Source organism: Bradyrhizobium ottawaense (assembly GCF_900099825.1).
Lineage (GTDB): Bacteria > Pseudomonadota > Alphaproteobacteria > Rhizobiales > Xanthobacteraceae > Bradyrhizobium > Bradyrhizobium ottawaense_A.
The window spans coordinates 7,740,562-7,756,915 of record NZ_LT629693.1 but is presented as its reverse complement, the minus strand read 5'-3'; the positions used below and the strand labels follow the sequence as shown (position 1 = coordinate 7,756,915).

The 16,354-nt window shown below is 59.5% G+C and carries 15 protein-coding genes; 8 read left to right on the top strand and 7 right to left on the bottom strand.

Going from position 1 to position 16,354, the window contains the following annotated elements; translation table 11 throughout:
* Nucleotides 1-321: 321 nt before the first annotated feature.
* The 3 genes from BLR13_RS36700 to BLR13_RS36690 form a co-directional block, all read right to left on the bottom strand.
* Nucleotides 322-1,761 carry a DUF1254 domain-containing protein gene (locus BLR13_RS36700; RefSeq protein ID WP_074829980.1) on the bottom strand — a complete coding sequence of 480 codons (1,440 nt, stop codon included), beginning with the start codon at nt 1,759-1,761 and terminating at the stop codon, nt 322-324.
* 181 nt (nt 1,762-1,942) lie between these two features.
* A complete protein-coding gene (locus BLR13_RS36695) occupies nt 1,943-2,266 on the bottom strand; it encodes a hypothetical protein (protein ID WP_074829983.1) in 324 nt (107 codons plus the stop codon).
* Complete coding sequence (locus tag BLR13_RS36690) at nt 2,263-3,063, bottom strand: DUF2092 domain-containing protein (RefSeq protein ID WP_074829985.1); 801 nt, start codon at nt 3,061-3,063, stop codon at nt 2,263-2,265. The genes BLR13_RS36695 and BLR13_RS36690 overlap by 4 nt, the downstream gene beginning before the upstream one ends.
* Between BLR13_RS36690 and BLR13_RS41255 the strand changes: the two genes are divergently transcribed.
* The 3 genes from BLR13_RS41255 (at nt 2,974) to BLR13_RS36680 (ending at nt 5,253) form a co-directional block, all read left to right on the top strand.
* The gene (locus BLR13_RS41255; RefSeq protein WP_171944905.1) at nt 2,974-3,207 is read left to right on the top strand and encodes a hypothetical protein; all 234 of its coding nucleotides are present in this window, start codon (nt 2,974-2,976) and stop codon (nt 3,205-3,207) included. The genes BLR13_RS36690 and BLR13_RS41255 overlap by 90 nt on opposite strands.
* A 10-nt stretch (nt 3,208-3,217) precedes the next feature.
* Nucleotides 3,218-4,156, top strand: a complete 939-nt coding sequence (locus tag BLR13_RS36685; RefSeq protein WP_244525011.1) for an HlyD family secretion protein — start codon at nt 3,218-3,220, stop codon at nt 4,154-4,156.
* Between the two features lie 452 nt (nt 4,157-4,608).
* Nucleotides 4,609-5,253 carry a response regulator transcription factor gene (locus BLR13_RS36680; RefSeq protein WP_074829988.1) on the top strand — a complete coding sequence of 215 codons (645 nt, stop codon included), beginning with the start codon at nt 4,609-4,611 and terminating at the stop codon, nt 5,251-5,253.
* Between the two features lie 155 nt (nt 5,254-5,408).
* Here the strand turns inward: BLR13_RS36680 and BLR13_RS36675 are convergent, their stop codons facing one another.
* On the bottom strand, nt 5,409-5,741 hold the full coding sequence (locus BLR13_RS36675) for a hypothetical protein (protein WP_154070933.1): 333 nt from the start codon (nt 5,739-5,741) through the stop codon (nt 5,409-5,411).
* Between the two features lie 271 nt (nt 5,742-6,012).
* On the opposite strand from BLR13_RS36675, the gene BLR13_RS36670 reads away from it, so the two are divergent.
* The 5 genes from BLR13_RS36670 to BLR13_RS36650 all read left to right on the top strand — a co-directional run bounded on the left by BLR13_RS36670 (nt 6,013) and on the right by BLR13_RS36650 (nt 12,545).
* Nucleotides 6,013-6,366: a DUF3551 domain-containing protein gene (locus BLR13_RS36670; protein WP_349532608.1), complete on the top strand. Its 354-nt coding sequence runs from the start codon at nt 6,013-6,015 to the stop codon at nt 6,364-6,366.
* Between the two features lie 134 nt (nt 6,367-6,500).
* The gene (locus BLR13_RS40835; RefSeq protein ID WP_157793760.1) at nt 6,501-6,953 is read left to right on the top strand and encodes a helix-turn-helix domain-containing protein; all 453 of its coding nucleotides are present in this window, start codon (nt 6,501-6,503) and stop codon (nt 6,951-6,953) included.
* Between the two features lie 240 nt (nt 6,954-7,193).
* Nucleotides 7,194-8,201 carry a SphA family protein gene (locus BLR13_RS36660; protein ID WP_244525310.1) on the top strand — a complete coding sequence of 336 codons (1,008 nt, stop codon included), beginning with the start codon at nt 7,194-7,196 and terminating at the stop codon, nt 8,199-8,201.
* Nucleotides 8,202-8,275: 74 nt separating this feature from the next.
* Complete coding sequence (locus BLR13_RS36655; protein ID WP_074830001.1) at nt 8,276-9,076, top strand: LssY C-terminal domain-containing protein; 801 nt, start codon at nt 8,276-8,278, stop codon at nt 9,074-9,076.
* Nucleotides 9,077-9,410: 334 nt separating this feature from the next.
* Nucleotides 9,411-12,545 carry an ABC transporter substrate-binding protein gene (locus tag BLR13_RS36650; protein ID WP_171945024.1) on the top strand — a complete coding sequence of 1,045 codons (3,135 nt, stop codon included), beginning with the start codon at nt 9,411-9,413 and terminating at the stop codon, nt 12,543-12,545.
* Nucleotides 12,546-12,596: 51 nt separating this feature from the next.
* Here BLR13_RS36650 and BLR13_RS36645 read toward each other — a convergent pair whose 3' ends face one another.
* The 3 genes from BLR13_RS36645 to BLR13_RS36635 form a co-directional block, all read right to left on the bottom strand.
* Nucleotides 12,597-13,865: a TAXI family TRAP transporter solute-binding subunit gene (locus BLR13_RS36645; RefSeq protein ID WP_157793759.1), complete on the bottom strand. Its 1,269-nt coding sequence runs from the start codon at nt 13,863-13,865 to the stop codon at nt 12,597-12,599.
* A gap of 56 nt (nt 13,866-13,921) precedes the next feature.
* Nucleotides 13,922-14,413 carry a DUF992 domain-containing protein gene (locus tag BLR13_RS36640; RefSeq protein WP_074830008.1) on the bottom strand — a complete coding sequence of 164 codons (492 nt, stop codon included), beginning with the start codon at nt 14,411-14,413 and terminating at the stop codon, nt 13,922-13,924.
* A gap of 244 nt (nt 14,414-14,657) precedes the next feature.
* Nucleotides 14,658-16,238: an MASE4 domain-containing protein gene (locus BLR13_RS36635; protein ID WP_079587261.1), complete on the bottom strand. Its 1,581-nt coding sequence runs from the start codon at nt 16,236-16,238 to the stop codon at nt 14,658-14,660.
* Nucleotides 16,239-16,354 lie beyond the last annotated feature (116 nt).

Here is a 16,354-nt window from a genome sequence, read left to right as displayed (position 1 = left end):
GCCGCTGTGCTACGTGGTGAGGCGCCTCTTCCTGCCAGGTGCCCGCAAGTTGAGCGCAGGTCAGCGTCTGAACGTCGATATATCCTTCGCTATCTGCGTAGGCGCTCTGGTTGGGCTGCGCGCGCGCCGATTGTATTGCCGCCAGGCCGGGCATTGCTGCGAGGACCGGCGCTCCGTATGTAGTTGCTCACCATCTTCCTTTTCCGATTGCTGCTTTAGAACCTGTGAGTCACGCTCGAACTCGCGCCCGCCAAAAACGGCCGGCACGAGTTCGCGCGCGCTCAAGTCACTTTCCGGGCAGCACGATTGGTCCCAGTGCCATCAAACCCGCTTGATACCAGGCGGCTGCCATGTCCCTTGGCCCGCCGGCAGGACCGACGGCGCTTCCGGCCTCGGCCAGTACAGACGCATGACGAGATAGATTTCTCCGTTCGGCGCCGGAAGCCAATTGGCCTCCTTGTCGGCGCCCGGCGATTTATTCTGGATGTGGAGCGTCAGCGAACCGTCCGCGTTCCGCTTCATGCCCGGCAGCATCGGCGAATTGATCAGATAGCGGTTGATCGGATTTTCGATCAGCAACTGTGTCTTGCCGTCGTACATCGTCACCGACCAGAACGCGTTCACCGGCGGCAATTGTCCAGCTGGGAAAGTAAGGGTGTAACTGTGCTTGGAACCATCGAGGACCTCGCCATCGGCAACCGTCCTCGTCAGCGGATAGACGGCCTCAACCGCGTCGTTGCCATAGATGCCGCCCTTGGCGGCAGCAGCGCGCTTCAGCCAGTCGCCGCTGTAGAATTGGCGGTCTCCGAACAGCGATCCGATTTTCCACCCATTTACGTCTTTCTGCCCGCTGGCAAGATACTTTACGACCTTCTCTTCGCCGTCTCTCATTCCCAGCCCGATTTCAATCTTGTGCGTCAGTGGAAGATCCTTGAAGTCGAAGGTCTTGCCGGCCCCGATGCCAATGCGGGCGAGCTTGGCGCGGATCTGCGTTTCCTCCGGCCCGGCCGGGGCGAACTGCAAGGCGAAGTCGAGGTACTCGAAGAAGTTTTTCTTCACCAACTCCGCATTGGCTTTGGGAAAGTTGATGGCCGGTGCCGCGGCCGGTGCGGGTTGCTTCAGATAGGCCGATAGGGGCTGCACTTTGTAGCCCGCCTGGATCTTCTCGACATTCGGCATGTCTTCAGCATTGAAAAGTTGCGTGCGGTAGACAACGATCGAAAACTGCGTCGAGGACTGGAAGACCTTCTTGATACCGGGTGGGGTGGCGCCCTTCCAATCGGGACCGACCACCATATAGTCACCCGCCTCGCTGCCGGTCGCGCGGCTACCGACATATCCGTAGTTGAACGTGCTGCCGTCGCACAGCATTACCGCATAATAGCGCGTCTTCTCGACAGCCGGCACCGAAAGGACGATCGGTTCGGCACGCAGATCGGTCCATACGATCGAGTACGGTGTGTCGCTGTTGGGGGTTATGATGGCCGTGTCTTTGTATGTGAAGACCCTCGCCTCGTTATTGATCTGATTGAACGGCGCCTTGAATTGCCCCGAGTTCTTGTCGACTGAATATTCATACATGACCGCGTAGTTCATTACGATCGGCAGCCCGTAGATGAAGCCTTCCTCGGCGATCGCCTTGGCCTCGCGGATGTCAGGCCATTCCGCTTTGGCCTGTGCGTTTGCCGGGACAGCTTTCGCCGCCGTGACAGCGATCGCAGCCAGCGCTGCGGAACGAAGCAGATCGCGTTTTGTAAACATCAGAACAATTCCTTCCGGTTCGGAGCTTGCGGTCAAGCGAGCTTGGGTAACAGGTAAATGTTTGGCGCCCTGTGCGATGGCTGGCTATGTAAAAACGGGCAATCCTGACTCGCCTGGATGTCCGCTCTTCGCACATATTTTGTCGACCACGGCTGACTACACCCGCCGCCCGGCGCCAGTCCTAATAGCAGCGCGTGTAAATGCGCCCGTAGGGATCGACGGCCTGCACGCAACGCCCCGGAACAACCGGCACAGGCGCCACCACGACCGGCGCCGCATAGGCAGCTCCCGCCGCCACCGCGCCCACGGCAACGGCGCGCCGTGTCGTCCGGCGGGCCACGCCGGCATAGCTCATCGGCGTAAGCGGTCGCCCGATCCTCGCCCCGGCCGATGAGACCAGGGCTGCGTTCGAATCCAGCGGTGACTGCCCGTTCCACAACAGCGCCGCGGCGCCGACGATCGCGACAGTCGAGAGACGAACGAGAGTTTTCGATATGCGGATCATTTCCTGGCTCCTGTATTGGCGACGCCGTGCGGCACTTCGTCGATGTCGCCGAGTTCACCCAGCGCCAGTTTCTTGGCGGACTGTTCCGGCTTGAACGCAAACGCATCCGCCGGCAGATCGGTCTTCCATTCCTTGATGCGCAGGGTGTATTGCGGCGCTTCGCCGACGCCCTTGCTGGTGATCACATATTTGCGCGGGATCGGCCTGGCGCCGGACTCGACCCAGATCTGCCAATCGGTCTCGACATTGCGGAATGCCAAATGGTCGCATTCGACGCCGTCGATGACGCCCTTTCCGATCACGGCGCCTTCGACAACGTCCGCCATCATCACATCGAACACGTTCGGCAGCAGCAGGTCGGCCCCGGGGGCCACGACGCCGTTCTTCTCGCGCAGCGCGTCGATCAGTTGATCGGCAGTCCCTTCGGCTTCGATCTGGGCGTAATTCTTGGTATCCTTGTCGTTCACGGTGACCAGCTTGCCGTCAAATACGACTTCGACGTCCCGATAGCCGCCCGTGCGCGTGGCGCGGAGCTTGTCCGGACGGCTCAGTTGCACCTGCCCGGAGCTGGTGAACTGAATCTTCTGCAAGGTGGAGGTGATGACTTCGATGTCCGAATCGTAGGTGACCGATATGGTCTTCTGGCTCGCCACATAGTCCGACATGGCCTTGAGAAGTTTGCTCGCGCCATCTTCCTGAGCATGGGCATGTGGTATGCCCGAAATAATCAGGGCCAACGCCAACCCGGCCGCGACGAGGCTAAACGCCCCGGCTTTGCGTATCGACGCCTGCCCCATAACACTCTCCTTGTTAGTCACGATGATTCCGGCGAATGGTCTCGCTTGCCGGCCACCATGGAGAAGTCACGCTGCATCGACTATGCAAAAACCAGCACGGCGATCGTCTGGTACGACGATTTTCACCGCGCCGATTTTGCATAGCGCGCATTGATTGATTGCCGGCTACTGGCGATCTCGTACTCGACCAATTGGGGGCGCCGCCCTGGTCATTATCTTCTGCCTTTATGTAGCGGCGATGTGGGCCTTCTTCTCCAGGTTCAAACTGGTGCGCTGGGGTTGGCTGTCGGGAACGATCTCGATAATGATCGGCGCCTTCATTCTCGCGATATTCCTCGCGCTGTTTAATTTCCTGACGCCGTCGGGCAAGGTGACGGTCGCTGGTCGGGTGGTCGAGGTGACGCCGAATGTGACGGGTCAGGTGGTGGCGATTCCGGTAAAGCCGAACGTGCCGGTGAAGTCGGGTGACATCCTGTTTCAGATCGATCCGGCACCATTTCAATACAAGGTAACGCAGTTGCAGGCGTCGCTTGCTGCCGCAAAACAGCAAACCGAGATACTGAAATCCAACTACGAGCAAGCCACGGCAAACGTTGTTGGTTTGACTTCGCAGGTCGCGTTCAACGCAAAACGCCTGGCAGACATTCAGAAGCTCGTCGCTGATGATGCCAACACGCAATTCCAGGGACAGGATCGCCAGAATCAATACGAGACGTCGCTGGCGCAGCTCAACGTGGCCAAAGCCGATCAGCAGAGCGCCAAGCTCGCCCTGGATTCGGAAATCGGTGGGGTGAACACCTCGGTTGCCCAGATTCAGGCCCAACTGGAGAATGCCAATTGGGAGTTATCGCAGACAACCATTCGCGCGCCGGCCGACGGCGATGTCACATCTGTTGCACTCACTGTCGGCGATCGTGCCCTCCAGGCACGCTCAACGATGTCGTTTATCGTCGCGAATGAAATTACAATTGTCGGAATGTTTTCACAGAACGGATTCCAGACAATCAAGGCCGGCACGCCCGTCGATATCGTGTTCGACAACGCTCGGGCCGAATCTACCACGCCAAAACCACGGAAATTCCAAAGGGGATAGGCCAAGGACAGATTGCCACATCCGGTACACTGGCGCGGACCAATGCGATCGGTGGGGCGTCGGCCTTCCCGGCAGAGATCTTCATTCCGCACGAAATGAGCCGCGACTCGCTCCGGCTCGGGATGTCCGGAAGCGCAACCGCCTTTGCTGCGAATGCCGGCGTTATCGGGCTACTCGCCTCCATTCTCGTCTGGGTCAGTTCCTACACGGCCTACTTGTAGCCGATGCGGCCTGCTCGGTAGCGGGACCACGGAAGATCCCATGTGTATTTTGGCATAACGGATGCCAAAATATGCTTTGCGTTGACGATGCCCCCGTGGGCTGGCTAGTTTCAATTGTCGGCGTTATATTCCCAATTGCATAACCCGACGGCTGATACCGTCCCCGACTTCGCTAAAGCGCCTGGCCCTGGTTGCTGCGCCACGGCTACCAGGGCGATTCCGAACGAGAGAATGACCGGCGCGCCTGTCATACACATTGTCGACGACGACGCCTCTTTCCGGGCGGCCATTTCGCGTGTGTTGAAGGTCTCCGGCTTCGAGATTGCCGACTATGAGTCCGCAATCTCGTTTTTGCGCGGCATTGAGACTGCCAAGCCCGGTTGCATTCTGCTCGATGTGAACATGCCATCGTTTGATGGGCTACAGCTTCAGGAAGAACTCGCGAAACTGTCGCACGGCTGGCCGATCGTCTTCATGACCGGCCGTGGTGACGTCCCCACCAGCGTGCGCGCGATCAAGGCCGGCGCCGAAGACTTTCTGCTGAAACCCGTATCCAAGGAAACGCTGCTCGATGCGATCCGCCGCGCCCTCGCCGGATTTGAGGCGACGAAGCAGCAGCAGGATCAGATCAATTCACTCAGATCCTTGATAGCGACCCTGACACCTCGGGAAAGCGAAGTCTTTGCGCTTATGGTTCGGGGCAAGATGAACAAGCAGATTGCCTTTCAGCTTGGTACATCCGAGCGAACCATCAAGGCGCACCGGCATATGGTGATGGAAAAGCTGCAGGTGCATTCTTTTGCGGAGGCCGTCTCTATCGCCGAGAAGACGGGATTGCTTGCACCGTCGGCAGCAAGGGGCGTCGAAAACCCCTGATCGGAGTTTTCGACGAGATCGCAACTTCGAATCGCCGCGAGGCAAGGCGCGTCTTCGCGACGACCGCAAGCCGCCGTCAGCTCAAGGACATACGTCCCAGAAGCCCTTGGTGCGGCTGGCGTCGGTGTAGTACCAGCAATAATTCGGGCCTGGAGCTACGCCGGCATACGCCCCGACGGATGCCGCGGCGACGAAGCCAATCGCTGCACCAGCCGCGATGGCGCCTCCTGGGAGCCAGTAATACCGCGCCGGACGCACCCAGGGACGAACGCCAGGGCGGGCAATTGGATGCACGGGACGAACGCCCGGGCGAGCGATTGGATGCACCGGGTGTACGCCATGACGAACGACGGTGGTCCGGCCGGCGGCGACCACGCCTCCCCGCGGCCCGCGGGCGACCACAGCACCCCGCCGGACAGCGACAGGTTCTGCTCCCGGCGAAACAGCATCGTGAAGCGCCGGAGGATGGCCCAGTAGCGGTAGCGCATCCGCGTTGGTCAGAGATCCGCTCATCAAAAGCGACGCGATCAAACCAGCTGCAAGAAATCGATTCCTCATGCTCTGTCCATTCTTTCGAATACGGGATTGCGTGAACGCTTCGAACGAACCGCAAATAAGCGGACGTGATCCGCAGCGGCTATGCAGAAACCGCCAGTGGGCGATTTCAGGTGAGATGAATATCCAGACAATCGTCTTCCCAAAGTTGTTGCCCGATTTTGCATAGGCGGTGCGCTGTCGGCGTCCTAGCGTCCGGTCTCGATGAACCGCGAAAGTGATGCTGCCGCCATGACACATTGCAGTACTCGGAAACGAGGCGTGAAGCCGAAATGGACCGCGACGCTGCTTGTTGTTGCCGCGATCCAATGCACGGCGAGCGCACATGCACAGGTTTCGACCCGATACCCGTTCTGCCTTCAGGGCGACGATTATCCCGGCTGGAGCAACTGCAGTTTTGCCAGCTATCAGCAATGCCAGGCCACGGCTTCCGGCACGTTCGACGAATGTCTCGCAAACCCGTGGTATCAGGCCGGCGACAACGCCGCACCGCCTCCGGACGCGAACACAGACGGACCGGCTTTTTCTCCGCTTCCCGTCGGTCCTCCGCCGAATTGAGACGCGAAAAATTTCCTGGCGCCCCGCCACCACCTGACGTTGCCCTCAAGGACAATAGGCCCGGATACCGCGCTGTGATGTCTTGGTGCCGGGCAGAACGTTCTGCCGTGTTCTTGCGCAGTGCAGGTACCACGATGAAAGTTCATCTGACAGCCACAACTGAGACGGAATCAGCCCGTGCAGCCCGAGACAATCCGTCCCGGGACATCGTCGAACAGGCTGAAATTCTGGCGCTCGCCGAAGTCGACGATCCGATCCAGATTTCGGCCCTGTGTGCCGCCCTTTCGATCAGCGAGAGGACCCTTCGCAAGGCATTTCACAGGGTCCATGGCTTACCGCCCTGCCGGCATCTTCGAATGCTGCGCTTGCAACAGGCAAGGTGCGCGTTGATCGCCACTGATAGCCATCTCACGACTGTGACAGAGATTGCCACCGGCTTCGGCTTCCTGGAATTGGGACGCTTTTCGGTCGAGTACCGTAAGGTATTCGGTGAAAGCCCCTCTCAAACATTGCACCGCGCATCGAATGGCACAGCACCCGTGAACCGTACCGCCGATCGCGAAGACCGAGTCGAATTTTGCATGTAAGGGTCCGTCACGCTGCCTTTCAGATCTCGGCCTTCCTGACGACTACAACTTAAGCGTGACATTAGAGCAACAGCAACGGCCCGTCGTTTGTGACATGGCCGATTTTGCATAGTCATTGCTGCAATTCCGACGTTCAATCGCGACTCTGAGCATTGCGACATTGAGGGAGACATGCAGATGACGGGCAATATCTCCAAACGAGGCGCTGCGCATTGGCTCGCATACTCCGCCGGCCTCGCCATGGCGGTATTTGCTTCGCTTCCCGGGGCGGCCTGTGCGGACGAAGGCGGCGTTTCGTACTGGCTTCCCGGCCGGTTCAGCAGCCTCGCGGCAACCCCGGAGGTGCCGGGCTGGTCCATGGCCGAGGTTTACTATCATACCTCGGTATCGGCGTTTGGCGCCGTAGCCGCGGCGAGAGAAATTCAGATCGGCAGGTTCTCGCCGACAGTTAATGTCAACTTGAATGCAAATTTGAATGCGCAGGCCGATCTCCTGTTCCTCAACCCGACCTACACGTTCGCAACGCCGGTGCTGGGTGGCCAATTCGCCATCGGCATAACCGGCATATTCGGCCGATCGGCTGCCTCCATCAATGGGACGCTCACGACGGGGTTTGGACCGTTTGCCGCAACCCGCATGGGAAGCATCGGTGACTCCATCACTTCCGTTGGCGACCTGTATCCGCAGGCGACGCTGAAGTGGAACGCGGGCGTACACAATTTCATGACTTACGTGACGGGAGACATTCCCGTCGGCGCCTACGATCCCACTCGCCTCGCCAATCTCGGCATCGGCCATGCCGCCATTGATGGCGGCGGCGGCTACACCTATTTCAATCCTGCGACAGGGCACGAGTTCTCGGCGGTCGCTGGATTTACCTACAATTTCAAGAATCAAGACACGCAATACCAGAACGGGATCGACTTTCACGTCGACTGGGGTGCTTCGCAGTTCCTCTCGAAACAGGTTTTCGTCGGCCTCGTCGGATATGCGTATCAACAGGTCACAGACGATTTTGGTCAACACCCTATTCTCGGTGGTTTCAGGTCACGTGTCATCGGTGTCGGTCCCCAGATCGGATACCTATTCCCGATCGGCGATATGCAGGGATATCTGAATCTGAAAGGATATGGCGAATTCGATGCCGCCAACCGGCCGTCGGGATGGAATACCTGGCTGACGTTCTCGATCTCGCCGATGGCACCGACCAGCACCGTGACGCCAACGCGCCGGATGGTGACCAAGTAAGGACATCGTCCCGAGCAGCGATCGGCGTCAGCTGCCGATAGTGATGAGCTCGCTCTGATGCGGGGGTTAGACCCGTGAATATCGGTCTGAAATTTCGCAATCGGTACATTGCGGCGCTTCCGACGGTGATCGTTTGTTATTTCGTCGTTAGCTACCTGATTTTGCCAGCCACCTGGTCGCGTATTGAGCATGACCCCGGACTCGCGAAGCGGACGTTCCTGACTGCGAACGCGCAGGGAATTCCGGGAGGTCCGATTAACGTGGGCCTTATTGGGACCCGTGAAGACGTCGTCTCTGCCTTTCAAGTGGCCGCGTGGTATCCCGCGGACCCAATTACGTTGCGGACGAGCCTGGAAATCATTGGCAGCGTCGTGCTCGATCGGCCTTACAAGGCCGCCCCGGTCAGTCCGCTCTTCTTCGAGGGACGGCGTGAAGATCTGGCCTTCGAAAAGCCGCACGGCGTAAGCGCCGACCGCAGGCAGCACGTCCGGCTATGGCTGGTCCTGTCGAGCGGGGCCGATGCATCTCCCGTGTGGCTAGGATCGGCCAGTTTCGACAGCGGGGTCACCCTGAGCCGCGACACGGGCCAAGTGACGCATAAAATCGCGCCCAACATCGACCAAGCGCGTAACCAGCTGATTGACGGATTAAACCAGGCGCAGCTGGTCAAAGGCATTTTTCAAATGAGGGGCATCGGTCCGACCCTGAACGGGCGTAACGGCGAAGGCGATCCCTACCACACCGACGGTGAAATATGGTTGGCGCAGCTCGTTCGTCAAGGCGAGAGGACTGACAAGGTTGCTGGGAGGCAACCGCCGCCGGCATTGATTCAAATGAAGGATGCGGTGTTTTCCTTGCGCTCTTCCAACGATTGACCGTACGGCTGGCGCACGATTTGACTTCCGCAACTACTGCGGTGGGTGCGCCCGATTGTCCGAATTTGCATAGTCGCCTGATCGGAGGGTGCGTAGCCTTCCGCGGAGCCAATTTCGGAAGGGAAACCGCGCGGCGCGGCCTCGCCCTTCACGAAAATGCGCCCGGCGGGGTCACATGCGACCGCATGAGTTCATCAAGCCATTTGGCACTGCAACGGCCGCTTGGCTGCTTGCTGCATTTGCACTGCAGTTGGATAGATCGAAACGGCCGGTCATCGCCGTTTGCCTGCTCCTGCTGGCATCGCATCCTGCCGCCGCGCTGGATCAGATATCGATGCAGCTGAAATGGAATCATCAGTTTCAGTTCGCGGGCTACTACCAGGCGCTCGAACAAGGTTTTTACCGCGACGCGGGCCTCGACGTCGTCATCCGCGAAGGCGGTCCCGGCATCGATGTCGCCGAAGCGGTTGCCAGCGGCAAGGCCGATTTCGGCGTCTGCAACGCCAGCGTCCTGCGCGAATGGTCGATGGGCCGCCGGCTGGTCGTGTTGGCCGCCATCTTCCAGCGCTCCCCCGCCGTCATCCTGGTCGCGCGCCGAGCTGATATCAGCAACGTGTCGGAACTGCGCGGCCGTACGCTGATGGACACGCCAGGCAGCGACGAGATCGCGGCGATGCTTGCGCGCGAAGGGGGCGACTATAACGCCCTGCCGCGCGTCGCTCACGGGGGCGACCCGCGCGATCTCCTGGCCGGCCGCGCCGACGCAATGGTCGCTTACAGCACCAACGAGCCGTTCGTCCTTGATCAACTGGGCGCGGCCTACCGCACCTTCGCGCCCGCCGCATCCGGCATCGATTTCTACGGCGACAATTTGTGCGCTGCCGAGGCGGAGGTGAAAGCCCACCCGGACCGGGTGGCCGCGTTCAGGGCCGCCAGCGTGAAAGGCTGGGCCTATGCCCTCGCGCATAAGGAGGCGACGGTCGATTTGATCCTGCGGAGCTATTCGGCGAAAAAGAGCCGTGAGGCCCTGCTGTTTGAGGCGGAGCATACCGCGATATTGGTCGGACGCGACGCCGGCCGGATCGGCGAGCAGGATCCCGCGCGCTGGCAAGGCATCGCCGCGAGCTATCGACAACTCGGGCTGCTGGCCGACGATACGCTACCCGCGGCACTGATCTGGGATGGAAATGACGGCAGCCTGCGGCGCTGGTTCGTTCCGCTCCTGCTGGTGCCGATCGGGCTGGCGATTGCGGCGCTGGTCGCGTACCGGAGCCGCCGCAGCCTGAAGGCCGCCATGGCCCGATTGGGCACGCTTCCGTGGCCCGCCACGATGGGGCGGCCAAGACTAAGCCTGATCATGGCGTTGCTGTTCATCGGCCTCAGCATTCCCGTTCTCATTTTCATCTTGATCTACAATTACAACAAGAATTCGGCCGGCATGGTATCGATCCTGAACGATGCGGTCGCGCAGACCAGCCAGGCCGGCATCGACCGCACCGAGAATTTGGTCGAGAACACGGAAAGCCCGCTGCGCTTTCTCGCCGAAGTAGCAGGCGCCGATCCCGGCTATTTCCGCACCGAGCAGAGCAATGACCTGCTGTACCGCGGGCTCACCTCGGCCGCGCATATCGACGCCATCTACGTCAGCTTCGAGGATGGCTATCATCGGGTCGTGACGCGAATTGACGAGGATCGCCGGCTCGCGGATCCCCGGATTCCAGCCGCAGCGAACTGGCACGCCAGCTACATCGATGCAATCACGTTTTCGTTCTCAAGGATTCGCCATCGCAAATTCTTCGATATATGGCCCCATCAGGTCGGCGCCTATGACGTTCCCACCGACGTCGATATCCGCGCTTTGCCCGGCTGCCAGGCCGCCAAAACGACGCGGACGCTCGCGGTGACCGAACCCTCCATCAACCCCGACACCGGTTTCCCGATTCTCTTTTTGCGTATTCCAATATTCCATGGTGTCGACTTCGTCGGCTGCGCAACGGCCAACATTACCGTAAATGTCCTGTCGCGCTTTCTCGAGAAACACCGGGCCAGCGCGCACAGCACCACCCTCATCGCCGACCGCAACAACGGCAAGATCATCGCCTTCCCGGACAAGCAGAAAGGCGTTCGCATCGAGAACGGAGCTCTCAAGATCGCAACCCTGGCTGATATCGACGATCCCGAGGTGCGCGAGGCTCACCGCCAGCACGCTCGTACGGGGGCCAACAACTTTGTCTTTCAATCGCCAACGAACGGGGGGGATTTTATCGCAGCTTTCGCCAATTTCCCGGGCGGCTTCGGTCAACCCTGGCAGGTGATCACGTTGACGCCGATCGACGATTTCGTCGGAACGTTGAAGAAGACCAATCGGCTGATGATGATCGTGATTATTGGTCTCACCGTGATCGAGCTGTTCTTCATCTTTTTCGCCTCTCGCCGGCTGTCGCGGCCGGTCGAAAACGTGTCCCGGCAATTGCAGGCGATCGAAAGCCTCAATTTTGATACGCCGGCGCGTCCACCATCGAATATCCAGGAGATTGCGAAGCTGGAATCGGCGGCTTCGCTGCTGCGAAGCTCGCTGAAATCGTTCTCCTCCTTCGTTCCGCTCGACGTGGTCCGCCAGCTCATCAAGTCGGGCATTCCATTGACCCTGGGCGTCGAGCCGCGATTCCTCACCGTGTTCTTTTCCGATCTGGAGAATTTTTCCAGCCACTCCGAAACGCTCGCGCCTGACGACCTTCTGGTCCAGATATCGACCTATCTCGAGGAGGTCTCGTCCGCGATCTCGCAGGAGGGTGGCACCGTCGATAAATTCATCGGCGATGGCATCATGGCGTTCTGGAATGCGCCGGTCGAACGCCCAGACCACATTCTACGCGCCTGCGCCGCGGCGTTGCGTGCGGCGCGCCGCATGGGGCGCGTCAACGATGCCTGGGAGGCGGAGGGACGACCGCGAATCCACATTAGGATCGGGCTCAATTGCGCCACCGTTCTGGTCGGCAATGTCGGCTCTTCGACCCGGCTGAGCTACACGGCCTTGGGGGACGGCGTGAACGTTGCCGCCCGCCTTGAAGGCATCAACAAGCTGTTTGGCACCACCATCTGCATCAGCGACAGCATTTTCGACCAGGTGCAGGCCGATATAGTCGCGCGGCCGCTCAAGCGGGTTCAGGTGAAGGGCCGCAAGACCGAATTCATGATCTATGAATTGCTCGCGCTTCGCGCCAGCGACGACCCAGACCTGAGGGTCCGCGATCGGGACGAGCAGCTTGGCGTGATGACATCGCGCGCCTCACAACGAATGGAGGCCGGCGATTTTGCGGCGGCGGAGCGCGCCTATCGCGCTATTCTCGATGACTTTCCCACCGACCCCGTGGCCAGGTTCATGCTGAAGGAATGCGAGCAAGGCCGAGGCTCCGATCCACTCAATTCCGCCTCGGTAACGCGCGGCGCTACCAGTATGCGAACCTAGGCGAAATTCCGTGGACGTCGCGACCACAACGCGCGGCGACAATTCCCGATCCTATGACGACTTGTGAAGCGAGAGCCGGCGATGGCTCATCAGGTATTGAAGCCTGTGGGCTGTCAGACCTAGCGCGGCCATATCGGGGCTGTCAGCCCCCTCTCCGTTCGCGTTCCTGGCAAGTTCGGACTTCAGGATATCGTCGATACGTTTTTCGATTTCTTCCAGCTCGGCCTCGCTCTTGGCACCCTTGATCTCATTGCCGAACTCATAGAGCGGTTCGAGCATGCTACGGGGCGCGGCTCCCGAACCCGCGAAGCGCCAGGCAGCAACAATGACGGAGAGAAGTGATCCCAGCAGCAACGACCCGTAATAGAGCTTGTCGTCATACTTATCGAGAAAGCTCTGCTGGTTTCCGTTGTAGTACGTCGCAGCTCCCGGATGGATGGGAATCAGCGCATCGGCGTCGGTGCTCGGCTCGGCCGCTTGCGCCAATATCGGATATTGGGACAACAGGTCCCTTCGAACGTCGACCAGGGACTGCGTCAGGTCGGTGATGGCGCTGTTACCCACCGACTTGTTGGCAACAAGAAAATACGAAACGCGAAGCGACGTCAGATCGTCGGATGGAACAGGTGGCGCGCCTCGCAAGGTCCCCTTTGGGATGTCGTAACTCTCGTAATACTGCGCGATGTTGGCGACGGCTCCGGCTGACTCGATTTCGATCAGTTTCGGAACCGATCCCCTGGTCCGGTCCTGCTGGAAGAACTGTCTGACTTTGGCCAGGTACTTCTCGGTCAGCGGGACAACCGCCAGAAGGGCGTGAACCCGGCCGGACGAAAGCGCGGTGGCACCGTCGGCTACGGCAATATCCTGGAAAATGACCTTGGCGCGATCAAACGGATAAACCTGCTTCAGTGCATCCACCACAGGCCGGTTAATCGCCCCTCCGATGACGCCAATCGTCGTATCGCGAAGATCGCCAAGACTATCGCCGCTCAAGGTCGAAGGCGCCATGAGCAGAACCACGCCGTGGGTCAGCAGGAGCACGCTCCTTGCATCCGCCAGACCGCCGGTATCGCCACGAACGACAGCGAGATCGGCCTTGTGCGCAGCCAGCAGTTCCGATGCCTTGGCTGAGGTATTGCTATCCACCACTTTCAATCGAACATGCGCGTTCGAGGCCGTCAGGCGCGCAGCGACCGCCGAAATCAGCGACAGTGCCTCGCCATCAACCGAGCCGGCCGCCACCGTCAAAACGATTGGCTTGGCGAAGTAACGATAGGAAAGCCAACCGCCGGTTATGACCCCCGCGGTCACAGCCCCCACGATCGTCAGCCTCAGCCACCGGGGCCACCGTGTGATCGTGGGGCTTGCCATCGGCGTCAGGGCGCGAAAGCTAGTGTCAGACCCGACACTCCCAGGGACACGTTCAAGCCCGCCTGCCCCTCGACCGACAAGGGTTGCAGCGCAATCGTTCGGTTTGAGCCGCCGAACAGGACGTTGGCGCCGACTCCGACCCCGACTGCGATGTCGCCGCTGGCGCCCACGTACTCGCCGGTCAACGCTCCGATCGGCGTCCCCTGAGTTGGAGCAAACACGCCCCACGCCATAGCTCCACCTGCGGTGATGCCGAGTTCGAGCCCGACCGTGTTCAGCACACCATTATAGTTCTCGGGCGGATAAGGCCCGTTGGGTGCATACCGACAACTCATCCGCTGGCTCTCGGCGACAATCAGGCCGATGCTCGGCGCGAGGTTGCAGGTCAGCATGCCGGCCTGGACCCCCGGAGGGGGCTGCTGAGCCGAGGCAAACGCCGGGCCCAGAAGTATCAGCGCGGCAAGGCTTACAACCCTGATAAATCGGTAGCTGCGCATGATCGATCGCTCCCTGCGAGCCTCGCACAACTCTGGCGGACGCGCGGGAGTAGCTATACGAACCGGCGCGACTGTTTGCCTATGCAAAATCGGACACCGATCCGCGAGATAATTCACCTTCTTCGCGTATTGATCCCCTGGCAGCGAAGAATTCGATCTGAGGCAGCCCGCTTGGGTAAGTCCGCCTTGAATGATCTGGTTTTTCAAGTCGCCTTCACACGGCATGCGTGACTTCGCTACCCCACTACTCACTTTCCGGCAATGCGACGTGAAAGACCGCGCCGTGGGGATGGTTGGCTGATGCGCGAAGATGCCCGCCATGGGCTTCTACGATCGATTTGCAGATCGCTAACCCAATTCCCGTGCCCCTTAGCTTCGTCGAAACGAACGGTTCGAAGATCCGATCTTTGTCTTTAAAATCTATTCCAGTGCCGGTATCTTCAATGGTAATCAACACTCCAGAATGGTCTTGAATGAAATCGGACTTGATCCGTAGCAGTCGGGCCCGATCGGTAACGGGTTGCATTGCCTCGATCGCGTTCGTAAACAAATTCAGAAGAACTTGCTGCAACTGAACTCGATCGGCCCGCAGTTGTGGCAGAGGCCCGCGCAGTTCGAGCGAGACTGTGACTTTGTGAGACCAAAGGTCGGAATCGACCAGCTTAAGTACCTCCTGAAGAAGATCGTTGACATCGAAACTAACCCTTTGTGGGGTGTTTCTCTTGAACATCGCCCGAAGACTTGCAATCACCGTGGCCGCGCGGATTCCATCACTGACAATGGCTTCAAGGGCAGCGCGCGCTTCTTCAAGATTTGGCGGCGTTTGCGCGAGAAGCATCAACGCTGCTTCGCCGTTAAAGCTCATCGCACCAATTGGCTGACTGACCTCGTGAGCGATGGAGGCCGCCATCGCGTCCATGGCGATCTGTCGTCCCTCGCTGTTACTGCGCCGCTTCAACGCCGAATAGACGAGGTTCGAATAGAGCGTCATCGTTTCGGACAGCAGCACGAGCAGAACCGAAAACACGGCGACGAAAGCATAAAGCCGGCTGGCATAAAATCCGAAAGTGAAGCGGCCTGCGACGTTGGCGGTTACCACCGTTTCGGCCAGCCACGCGCAACACATAACCAAGAGCCACAGATCAAGCACGGAGCGTCGCCGGAACCACAGCAGCGCAAGTGCGGTGGCGTTCAACAAAGCAACCGATCCGCCAGTGGTTAAAGTGACAATTCGGTTCGTCTCAATGTTGTTGAGCATCATTGGTGGCAAGAACCTGTCCGCCTCGATGGCAACCCAGGTCAGTGCCCACGCGACCGAGATCACCAGCCCCACGCTCCAGCCGATCGAAGCAGCCGGAGAGCTTTCGGACTTGGCTGTGCTTTTCTCCGTATCCTTGAGCAAAACGTAACTGATCACGACCAATGGTGGTCCAGCATGCCAAAAAACATAGAGCCATGCGGCGGTTTGCAATCCAGCGCCCAGAAGTCCGGTTGGCGCGAAGGCGCCCGGAAAGGTAAGCACGTGTGAAATGACAACTAGGGCGGTGAAGAGAAATCCATTCGCGAGTACCAAAATGGCCCGCGAGCGCGTGATGGAAAATTGAGAAAATAGCAGCGCTGAGGTAACGAGGTCGGTGAATACAATTCCTGTCTGTAAGGCTGGAATGAAAGCGTCCGCACGTGCCAGCTGAACGTTCGTAAACGGTATCGTCAGAACGAGTGCGAGCAGAAGGACCGCGACGACCCCGAGCGCCAACCGAATCTGCCCCTTTGACGGCGGCAAGGTGGCGAGAAGCAATTGATCTTCGTGGGACGGCTCGGGCAATACCCCTGTCCTGCTTTGTGCAATTCAATCGATGGTAGCAAGGCATTTTACGGAAAATCAGAGCCGCCGATACTGGTTGTTTTGGGCTGCCGTTACAGCGAAATCGGGTCCGAATC

Coding starts and splice junctions, on each gene's coding strand:
- BLR13_RS36700 (WP_074829980.1), bottom strand. CDS start 1,761: ATGTTTACAAAACGCGATCTGCTTCGTTCCGCAGCGCTGGCTGCGATC.
- BLR13_RS36695 (WP_074829983.1), bottom strand. CDS start 2,266: ATGATCCGCATATCGAAAACTCTCGTTCGTCTCTCGACTGTCGCGATC.
- BLR13_RS41255 (WP_171944905.1), top strand. CDS start 2,974: ATGTGGTATGCCCGAAATAATCAGGGCCAACGCCAACCCGGCCGCGAC.
- BLR13_RS36690 (WP_074829985.1), bottom strand. CDS start 3,063: ATGGGGCAGGCGTCGATACGCAAAGCCGGGGCGTTTAGCCTCGTCGCG.
- BLR13_RS36680 (WP_074829988.1), top strand. CDS start 4,609: ATGACCGGCGCGCCTGTCATACACATTGTCGACGACGACGCCTCTTTC.
- BLR13_RS36675 (WP_154070933.1), bottom strand. CDS start 5,741: ATGCGCTACCGCTACTGGGCCATCCTCCGGCGCTTCACGATGCTGTTT.
- BLR13_RS36670 (WP_349532608.1), top strand. CDS start 6,013: ATGAACCGCGAAAGTGATGCTGCCGCCATGACACATTGCAGTACTCGG.
- BLR13_RS40835 (WP_157793760.1), top strand. CDS start 6,501: ATGAAAGTTCATCTGACAGCCACAACTGAGACGGAATCAGCCCGTGCA.
- BLR13_RS36660 (WP_244525310.1), top strand. CDS start 7,194: ATGGCGGTATTTGCTTCGCTTCCCGGGGCGGCCTGTGCGGACGAAGGC.
- BLR13_RS36650 (WP_171945024.1), top strand. CDS start 9,411: ATGCAGCTGAAATGGAATCATCAGTTTCAGTTCGCGGGCTACTACCAG.
- BLR13_RS36640 (WP_074830008.1), bottom strand. CDS start 14,413: ATGCGCAGCTACCGATTTATCAGGGTTGTAAGCCTTGCCGCGCTGATA.